This window comes from Lacrimispora amygdalina, assembly GCF_900205965.1.
GTDB lineage: Bacteria > Bacillota > Clostridia > Lachnospirales > Lachnospiraceae > Lacrimispora > Lacrimispora amygdalina_A.
Genome location: NZ_OAOF01000002.1, coordinates 425,548 through 434,488, shown reverse-complemented (window position 1 = coordinate 434,488; position 8,941 = coordinate 425,548). Strand labels below are relative to the sequence as shown.

The window sequence follows — 8,941 nt, the reverse complement described above, 5'->3', positions numbered from 1 at the left end:
GGTAGCTTAACAATACACGAAAAATTCAAAATCTGCCATATTTATTTTTGAGGTGGGTGGAGAATAAAAGGAATTTTGAACAGCCATCGCGATAGCGATTTTGTTCAATTTTTTTAATCGAATAAATATTTTCACCGTTCGTCGAATACCTCAGTACTCCACCTGAGGGGGCGGGTGGACGTGTAGGTAGTAGTGAAGTTAGTGGACTTTTAGATAAAATGCCCGAAATCACTGGTTCCACTCGAGATAAGTTATTATCAAAGATACAGAATTCAGACTTAGGAAGAATAGTTAATGAGCTTTATAGACCAGGTGCAAAAGTTGGTGATGGCGGGACTGCCAGTATACTAACACAAGAATTTTTGGAGGGTTCATCGACACATTTAGCAAAAGCACAACAAAGGCTAACTCAATTGAACAATTTAGCCAAGTCAGGGAAGTTGGGGCTCAACGATTTAGATATCCTTGATGCATTAAGAAGTGACTTAAGCAATGCAATTGATCTATTTAAATAAAGGAGTCATAAGTATGAACAAGAAATCAGAAGAATTTTTAAATGTTATGCTGGATTTCATCCCTTCATCAAAAGATGATTACGAGAAGTCCATTGAAGATAATGGTGAAATTTTGGAAACAGTTATAATTGAAGATGTCTTTATGCCAAAAGTGCTTAAGTTATTAATTGAAGAAACTAATACCCAATTATTAAAGCGTATCTTTGATTACTTCGAAGAAGTTTCTCATAGTGATGATGAACATTTGTTAAATACCTTCTCTGTTACTGTGCTTGAAGTATTGGGTAACGATAGAGTTATCTTGGAAATTGCCAAAAAATACATGGGAAAAAAAACCATTCAATTACAAGTTGAAGCGGATAAAAGCTTAGGGAGAATAGATATTTAAAAATCAGAGTACAAAGTATAAGTATACAAACAGAGATATTCCAAAACTCTAAATAGTGAGATATCTCTGTTTGCTCGAAAATTAATAGTCGTGATGGGATTATGGTTTCAAAAGTAGTGAAAAAAATAATAGATTATAGATGTTCAACAACACCTTTCAAAACCCCTTGACAGTCTGAAATCTTTAATTACAGCCCCTTAGAGGTAGATTTTTTTCAATGGATGTGCCAAGCTCAAAAAAGCGAGTCTGATAAAAAGAGATTTCATCAATTTTATACTCAGTCTTAAATTATGTTTTAAGAAGCTGTTTGAAATGCATAGATCAAAAGGATTCACGGGCTGCTTATTTCTTGGTTCTCTGGTTATGGTTTAAATAATGTCGTTCATAACCCCTTAACTCATTTGTGTAAATGGGCTTTCCTTGCTAATGTGACCCCGGTTACGACCCCAAGGCAATAATCCGACCCCGATTCTTTAACCTGCTTCATTTTCGACCCCATGGTTCATCTCTACTTTTGAAGCAAAATAATGCGAGTATTTACCAGTTCAGGAATTTATAAATGGTTGCGATTGTGCGACTTGAGGAATATGAAAAACTGGCCTATATGCGACATTTTTCTGAAAAAGCAACAGGAAGACGAACAGAAGACAATAGCAATCCAAATCTTGTTAGTGCGACAGGGCAGTCCGTACTTGAATTTGCTGAGAAACATTTATTCTCACCACTGGGGATTCATGTTACGCACAATGTGGTGCTGCGTAATAAAGAAGAGCATATTACCGTAATGAATGATAGAAACACCAGTGGCTGGGTTGTTGACCCGCAAGGAATAAACACGGCAAGCTGGGGACTTTTCCTGACGGCAGAAGAAATGACAAAAATAGGACAACTATATCTAGATGGCGGTAAGTGTAATGGAAAACAAATTATTCCAGCCGAGTGGATAGAGGAAAGTACAAAGGAACATAGCCGGTGGAGCGAGTTATCCTATGGTTACCTGTGGTGGGTCATTGATGATAAAAAGCATACATACGCTGCATTAGGAGACGGAGGAAACGTAATTTACATCAATACAAACAAAAAAATAGTCGTTTCTATCGCTTCTTTTTTTATGCCGGAAGCTAAGGACAGGATAGCTCTTATTATAGAGCATATTGAACCAGTATTTGAGAATTGCACATAAGGAACCGCTAATTACCCATTGACAACAGTATATGTTTTGTTATAATAATTGTAATAACATAAGAAAAGCAAAGACGGAAAAAAGTAATCTATTGGAATCATACAGAGAGAAAAACATTTGGTGAAAGTTTTTCATGCAGGAAGATAGATGAAAACCATTCCAGAGCTGTAATGCTGAATTGAGTAAGTGTTACCGTATGACTGCGTTAAAGTATAGGATTTGTTAGAATCTGAAGTGAAAAGTTAAGGTGGAACCGTGCATTCGTATTTTTTGCACCCTTAAATTAATGGCTAAATTGCCATTGATTTTAGGGTGCTTTTCTTATGTTGTAATTTATTAAATGTCATAATGGCATATTTCGAAAGGAGAACATAAGAAATGAAGGTAAGAATGAAAGACGGATCAGTAACAGAATGTAAATTTGAAGAGGAACTCGGTAGTGAGGCTTTTTGGCACACAGCTTCCCATGTTCTGGCACAGGCAGTTAAACGTATTTATCCATCTGCAAAATGTGCAATTGGGTCGGCGACAAAAGATGGATTTTATTATGATTTCGAATTTGATTTTATTTTTTCAGATTCTCATTTAAAATCTATCGAAAATGAAATGAAAAAAGTGATAAAAGAGAATTTGATAGCACGCAGAGTTGAGTTCAGCAGGGATGACGCAATGTCATTGATGTCGGAGAAGAATGAATCATATAAAATCATGCTGATTAATGATATGCCTGCAGAGGAAAAAGTCATCTGCTATGAGCTGGGGGAATATTCAGATTTGTGCACAGGACCTTATATTTCTAATGCAAACTTAATAAAAGCCGTTCAATTGACAACAATAGCAGGTGCTTATTGGAAGGGGAATGAAAAAAATAAAATGCTCACAAGAATATATGGTGTTGCATTTCCCAAAGTCAATCAGCTGGAAGAATATCTTAAATTACAGGAAGAAATCAAAAGAAGAGATCATAGAAAACTAGGTAAGGAACTAGGCTTATTTGCGTTAATGGAGGAAGGACCTGGCTTCCCGTTTTTTCTTCCCAAAGGAATGATTTTAAAAAATTTACTCATTAATTATTGGAGAGAGATTCATGAGAGAGAGGGGTATTGTGAAATATCAACTCCCATTATTTTAAATCGGGATCTGTGGCAGACATCAGGACACTGGGATCATTATCGTGAAAATATGTATACTACAGTGATTGAGGATATGGATTATGCCATAAAACCAATGAACTGCCCGGGCGGTATGCTTGTATATAAGCAGCAGCCCCATTCCTACCGTGATTTGCCAATCAGAATAGGAGAACTTGGACTGGTTCATCGCTATGAAAAATCAGGTGTACTGCATGGTTTAATGAGGGCACGCAGTTTTACACAGGATGATGCTCATATTTTTATGACACAGGAGCAGATCACGGAAGAAATAATGAATGTAATTCGTATCATTGATGAAATGTATATAAAATTTGGATTTAATTACAATGTGGAGTTATCTACCAGACCTGAAAACAGCATCGGCAGTGATGAAGATTGGGAAGTGGCAACGGAGAGCTTAAAAAAGGCATTGGAATTGACCGGAAAAGAATATGTGATAAACGAAGGTGATGGTGCATTCTACGGACCCAAAATAGATTTTCATTTAGAAGATTCAATGGGAAGAACATGGCAGTGCGGATCCATTCAGCTGGATTTTCAATTACCCCTTAGATTTGGGGCAGAGTATATAGGTGCTGACGGGGAACGCCATAGACCCATTATGATCCACAGAGTTGTTTTCGGGTCGATAGAGAGATTTATCGGAATTTTAATAGAGCATTACGCAGGTAAGTTTCCACTGTGGCTGGCTCCTGTTCAGGTTAAAGTGCTGCCAATTTCCGACCGTTTTTTCTCCTATGGTGAAGAAGTGATGCATGCATTGAAAAAAAATGGGATCCGTTGTGAAATTGATTCCAGAAATGAGAAAATAGGTTACAAGATTCGTGAAGCACAATTAGACAAAGTCCCGTATATGGTTGTAGTTGGACAAAAAGAGATGGAAAGTGGGACAGTTTCAGTTAGAAAAAGTGATAGTAAGGATTTGGAACAGATGGAAATGAGTGAATTTATCGAAAGGCTGAAAAGCGAAATGGCAGTGGACAGATGAGATTATCATACCTTTTATAAATGAACTGGGATATTGTTTGTCCATTAAGCGTATTATGGATGTAGGGTATCGAATCGCGGCAGATAGTCCACAAAACAGGATTTGCCGCGATACCAGCCTGATTTTATGAAAGGCAGAAAAAACAGAAGCGGTATGGAAAATGAAAAGATAACTGAAACAGCAGTAAAGATAAAGGTCTGCGGAATCGTACAGGGGGTTGGATTCCGGCCCCTTGTATACCGTTCAGCTAAAAAAATGGGGATCAAAGGCTGGGTCCGTAACGTGGGCGGAGATGTGGAAATAATGGCACAGGCGCCAAAAACTGCAGTGGACCAGTTTGTATGGGAATTAAAAGAAAACAGGGAGCAGAGGTATGAGATTTTAAACATGAAAGTGGAAGAGCATCCGGTCAGCATCATGGATGAGTTTGTCATTGTACCCAGTGGCCAGGCGGATGAAGTCTCCATGATCCCGGTTGACTTGCCGGTCTGCCCGGAATGCTTAAGAGAGCTTTCCGATCATTCTGACAGAAGATTTGGGAATCCCTTTATCAGCTGTATGTCCTGCGGTCCCAGATATACAATAATAGAAGCAATGCCTTATGACCGGGTAAATACTGCCATGAAGGAATTCCCCATGTGCACGGCCTGTCAGATGGAATACACTTCCCCTTACAGCAGGCGGTTCCATGCGCAGACAATTTCCTGCAATGACTGCGGTCCCTATCTTCTCTACCAGGATAACCGGAATCCGGAAAGAGACGAGCTTTCCGACCGTGAGGCATTGAAAAAAGCCATAATGGTTCTGGCAGCAGGTGGAATTGTCGCTGTTAAGGGAATCGGCGGCTATCATCTTTCCTGTTCCCCATTTCTTGAGCAGACCGTAGACCGTCTGCGCAGATTAAAAGGACGGGAAGAAAAGCCCTTCGCCGTGATGTTTCATACTGTTTCTGATATCAGGAAATTCTGTGATGTTTCACCGGAAGAGGAGACATTGCTGAAATCTAAATCCAGACCCATTGTACTGCTTCACATGCGTGAGGATTCCATGGCTCCGTCTGCCAATAAAGGCAGCAACTGCTGCGGCGCCTTTCTTCCTTATACCCCTCTGCAGTATCTGCTTACCGCACAGCTTGGTCCCCTTATTATGACAAGTGCCAATGTGTCCGGTCAGCCAGTCATACGCGAAGATGACAGCATGCTGTCCTGTCGTGATAACAATCTGAATGGCGTATTATATAATCAAAGAAAAATATTGAGGTCTGTAGATGATTCCGTAACAAAGATTGTGGCAGGACGTCCCCAGCTCATCAGAAGAAGCAGAGGATATGTTCCCTATCCTGTCATTTTGAAAGAAACAGTCTCATCAGCAGACATCTTTGCCGCCGGAGGTGATTTAAAAGCGGCATTTTGCCTCAGCCGGGGAGAGCGTGCAGTGGTATCCCAGTATTTTGGAGATTTAGAAGCGTGCAGTGTGATGGAGGAATATAAAAAATCCTATCGGGATCTATGCCGCCTGTTACATATCACACCGGGGCTTGCGGTTTGTGATCTACACCCCAATTACCACTCTTCCAGCTTCGCCCGGAGTCTTTCGCTTCCGGTTATAAGCGTACAGCACCACCAAGCCCATATTGCCTCTGTCATGGCGGAGCATGGATTAAATGGTCCTGTGATAGGCGTAGCATTTGACGGAACCGGTTATGGAACCGATGGGAGCATATGGGGAGGAGAATTCCTGATCTGTGAAGGAAAAGAGTTTGTGCGGGCGGCACATCTGCGCCCGTTTCCCATTCTGGGAGGTGATGGGTCCATGCGGGATGGGAAAAAGACCGCTGTCTGTTATCTGCATCATACAGGTCTGGAGAAATACTTTCCGGAAGACAGATGCAGGGTAATAACAGCTGCACTGGACCACAGAATCAATACGGTTCTCACTTCCAGTATGGGCCGGCTCTTTGATGCAGCCGCCTCTGTTCTGCAGATTGCCCACGAAAACCGGTATGAAGGAGAGTGTGCCATTCTGCTTGAGAAAGAAGCAGAGCTTGTCAGACGCTTACATATTACTCCACCTTCCCTGCCATTTCTCATAACAGAAAAAAAGGAGGTTCTGGAACTGGATCCCTATCCATTTTTTGAAACGGCAGTAAGATGCAAAGACAGGGAAAAACGGAGAGCACTGGCACTGAGTTTTCATTATGCAGCAGCAGAAGGGATAGCCGGGATCTGTGAAAGGCTGAGAAGCCGTTATCATACCAGCGATGTTGCATTAAGCGGAGGCGTATTTCAAAATACCTTACTTACACAGCAGACAATTACCCTGCTGAAGGAGAAAGACTTTCGTGTATACATAAACCGTCTTGTTCCTCCCGGTGACGGAGGACTGAGCCTTGGACAGACATACTTAGGGAGAGAGTATTTAAAGACAGGTGATATCTGACCCAAAGAAAGGAGTGAAGTCCATGTGTGTTGCAATACCAGGAAAAGTTTTGGATATACGGGAAAGCTATGCCAGTGTAAATGTAATGGATAATATGATTGATGTGAATATAAAGCTTGTGGATGCACAGATCGGGGATTATGTTCTGATCCACGCGGGCTGTGCCATAGAAGTGATAAACGGGGATACTGCCCATGATATATTAAGCCTGTTATCAGAGCTTCAGGAGGTCAGATATGAAGATTCAGGAAGTGATAGATGAACTGAAAACGTATGACGGGAAACCGGTAAAAATCATGGAGGTGTGCGGAACTCATACTTCCAGCATATTTAAAAATGGTATCAGAAGTATGATTTCTCCCAGTATCCAGCTGATTTCCGGTCCCGGATGTCCGGTTTGTGTTACCCCAGCCTCCTATATTGACCGTCTGACGGATTTTTCATTAAAAAAGGATCATTGTGTCCTGACCTTCGGTGATATGATGAAGGTAAAAGGCAGCAGCATGTCTTTAACAGAGGCAAAGGCAATAGGAGGAAACATAAAAGTTCTTTATTCTCCTTTCATGGCATTAAAGGAAGCTCAGGAACATGAAAATATCCAGTATCTGTTTGCTGCTGTGGGTTTTGAAACAACGGCCCCCATCTATGCCCTGATGCTTAATGAGATGCAGCAAAAGAAGATCACAAATCTAAAACTTTTTACTTCAATAAAAACAATTGTCCCGGCTCTCTCCTATATCTGTGAAAAAGAAAAGAATATAGATGCATTCTTAAGCCCAGGTCACGTTAGTGTGATAACAGGGGCTGAAAGCTACCGGGAACTGGCAGAAACATATCGGAAGCCTTTTGTTATTGCAGGTTTTGAAGGAGAGCAGATTCTGGCAGCTGTTTATGAAATTATGCATCAGTTAAAGTCCGGGCAATATAAAGTGAAAAATATGTATGCCGGAGCAGTGAAAGAAAAGGGAAATGAGAAAGCCCGTGCCTTGCTGCAGCAGTATTTTGAACAGCGAGATGATTTTTGGCGGGGAATAGGCATTATAAAAAATTCCGCCTTAAAATTAAAGAAGGAATATGAGATCTATGACGGAGGCAGCTGCATTCATGAGGAACGTGAGGAGATGCCCGAAGGCTGCAAATGTACGGACATTATTCTGGGACGGAAAACACCTGGAGAATGCCCTCTGTTTAAAACGGTCTGTACGCCGCTACATGCAGTTGGTCCCTGTATGGTATCATCAGAGGGAGCCTGCGGGATCTGGTATCAGTACAGTGGAAAGGAGTCATACATAGATTATGAAAATTGATATGTCTTACGGCAGCGGAGGTAAACAGACCGGTGATTTGATTAATCGTGTGTTTCTAAAACATTTTCATAATAAAACGTTAAACAGGCTTGAAGATGCAGCTGTGGTATCTCTTGAGGGAAAGATCGCTTATACAACCGATTCCTTTGTTGTTAATCCGTTGTTTTTTAGGGGGGGAAACATAGGAAAACTGGCTGTGTGCGGGACTGTCAATGATCTGTCCATGATGGGCGCCATTCCCAGATATCTCACTGCGGGCTTTATTATTGAAGAAGGCACGGAACTGGAAACCATTGATAAAATTGCCCATACCATGGCTTTGGCAGCCAAAGAGGCAGGAGTAAAGATTGTTGCAGGAGACACGAAGGTGGTGGAAGGTAACGGCGGTGTTTATATTAATACTTCCGGAATTGGTGAAGTAAAGAAAGGAGGTATCAGTATATCAGGATGCAAACCAGGGGATGCTGTCATTCTGTCAGGTAACTTAGGAGAACATCATGCAGCAATCCTTTCCCACCGTATGGGAATAGAAAATCAGATTTCCAGCGACTGTGCGCCGCTGACCTCAATCGTTCAAAATTTATTGGACAGCAAAATCCGGGTGCACTGCATGAGGGATGTAACCAGGGGCGGACTGGCCACGGTTTTAAACGAAGCAGCAGATCAGTCCTCATGCAGAATAGAGATATGGGAGGAAGATCTGCCAGTCAGTAAAGAAGTGAAAGGCCTCTGCGGCATATTAGGGCTGGATCCTCTCTATATGGCAAATGAAGGAAAGATGATTGTTGTTGTCCCTGACAATCAGGCACAAAAAGCATTAAAGGCAGTGCAATGCAGTAAATATGGTGCTAACGCCAGAATAATTGGAACAATACGCGAGGGAGACGGTGTTGTAATGAAAACCAGGCTAAAAGGGTTGCGATCCATTGATCTTCTTTATGGAGAAGGTCTTCCCAGAATCTGTTAA

Annotated in this window: 8 protein-coding genes and 1 other annotated feature; all 8 genes read left to right on the top strand. The window is 41.4% G+C overall.

Annotated elements, in window-relative coordinates; translation table 11 throughout:
• The first annotated feature begins 218 nt into the window (after nt 1–218).
• The 8 genes from CRO04_RS04820 to hypE all read left to right on the top strand — a co-directional run bounded on the left by CRO04_RS04820 (nt 219) and on the right by hypE (nt 8,941).
• Nucleotides 219–515, top strand: coding sequence for a hypothetical protein (locus CRO04_RS04820; RefSeq protein WP_207654395.1), 297 nt, complete (start codon nt 219–221; stop codon nt 513–515).
• Between the two features lie 13 nt (nt 516–528).
• Nucleotides 529–903, top strand: coding sequence for a DUF7674 family protein (locus CRO04_RS04815; RefSeq protein ID WP_097003080.1), 375 nt, complete (start codon nt 529–531; stop codon nt 901–903).
• 559 nt (nt 904–1,462) lie between these two features.
• A complete protein-coding gene (locus CRO04_RS04810) occupies nt 1,463–2,086 on the top strand; it encodes a serine hydrolase domain-containing protein (RefSeq protein WP_097003079.1) in 624 nt (207 codons plus the stop codon).
• A 61-nt stretch (nt 2,087–2,147) separates the two neighbouring features.
• Nucleotides 2,148–2,369: a binding site (T-box leader), on the top strand.
• 95 nt (nt 2,370–2,464) lie between these two features.
• The gene (gene thrS, locus CRO04_RS04805) at nt 2,465–4,228 is read left to right on the top strand and encodes a threonine--tRNA ligase (protein ID WP_097003078.1); all 1,764 of its coding nucleotides are present in this window, start codon (nt 2,465–2,467) and stop codon (nt 4,226–4,228) included.
• Nucleotides 4,229–4,354: 126 nt separating this feature from the next.
• Nucleotides 4,355–6,667 (top strand): carbamoyltransferase HypF, encoded by a 2,313-nt coding sequence (gene hypF, locus CRO04_RS04800; RefSeq protein ID WP_242974337.1) that lies wholly within the window; start codon nt 4,355–4,357, stop codon nt 6,665–6,667.
• A gap of 22 nt (nt 6,668–6,689) precedes the next feature.
• Nucleotides 6,690–6,929 carry a HypC/HybG/HupF family hydrogenase formation chaperone gene (locus tag CRO04_RS04795; RefSeq protein WP_097003077.1) on the top strand — a complete coding sequence of 80 codons (240 nt, stop codon included), beginning with the start codon at nt 6,690–6,692 and terminating at the stop codon, nt 6,927–6,929.
• Entirely contained in the window at nt 6,904–7,974 is a 1,071-nt protein-coding gene (gene hypD / locus CRO04_RS04790) for a hydrogenase formation protein HypD (protein WP_097003076.1), read from the top strand. Before CRO04_RS04795 ends, hypD begins: the two co-directional genes overlap by 26 nt.
• The gene (hypE, locus tag CRO04_RS04785) at nt 7,964–8,941 is read left to right on the top strand and encodes a hydrogenase expression/formation protein HypE (protein ID WP_097003075.1); all 978 of its coding nucleotides are present in this window, start codon (nt 7,964–7,966) and stop codon (nt 8,939–8,941) included. Before hypD ends, hypE begins: the two co-directional genes overlap by 11 nt.

What these genes read in the sequence shown, in the direction of transcription:
- CRO04_RS04820 (WP_207654395.1), top strand. Translation starts at nt 219, where the DNA reads ATGCCCGAAATCACTGGTTCCACTCGAGATAAGTTATTATCAAAGATA.
- CRO04_RS04795 (WP_097003077.1), top strand. Translation starts at nt 6,690, where the DNA reads ATGTGTGTTGCAATACCAGGAAAAGTTTTGGATATACGGGAAAGCTAT.
- thrS (WP_097003078.1), top strand. Translation starts at nt 2,465, where the DNA reads ATGAAGGTAAGAATGAAAGACGGATCAGTAACAGAATGTAAATTTGAA.
- hypE (WP_097003075.1), top strand. Translation starts at nt 7,964, where the DNA reads ATGAAAATTGATATGTCTTACGGCAGCGGAGGTAAACAGACCGGTGAT.
- hypF (WP_242974337.1), top strand. Translation starts at nt 4,355, where the DNA reads ATGAAAGGCAGAAAAAACAGAAGCGGTATGGAAAATGAAAAGATAACT.
- CRO04_RS04810 (WP_097003079.1), top strand. Translation starts at nt 1,463, where the DNA reads ATGGTTGCGATTGTGCGACTTGAGGAATATGAAAAACTGGCCTATATG.
- hypD (WP_097003076.1), top strand. Translation starts at nt 6,904, where the DNA reads ATGAAGATTCAGGAAGTGATAGATGAACTGAAAACGTATGACGGGAAA.
- CRO04_RS04815 (WP_097003080.1), top strand. Translation starts at nt 529, where the DNA reads ATGAACAAGAAATCAGAAGAATTTTTAAATGTTATGCTGGATTTCATC.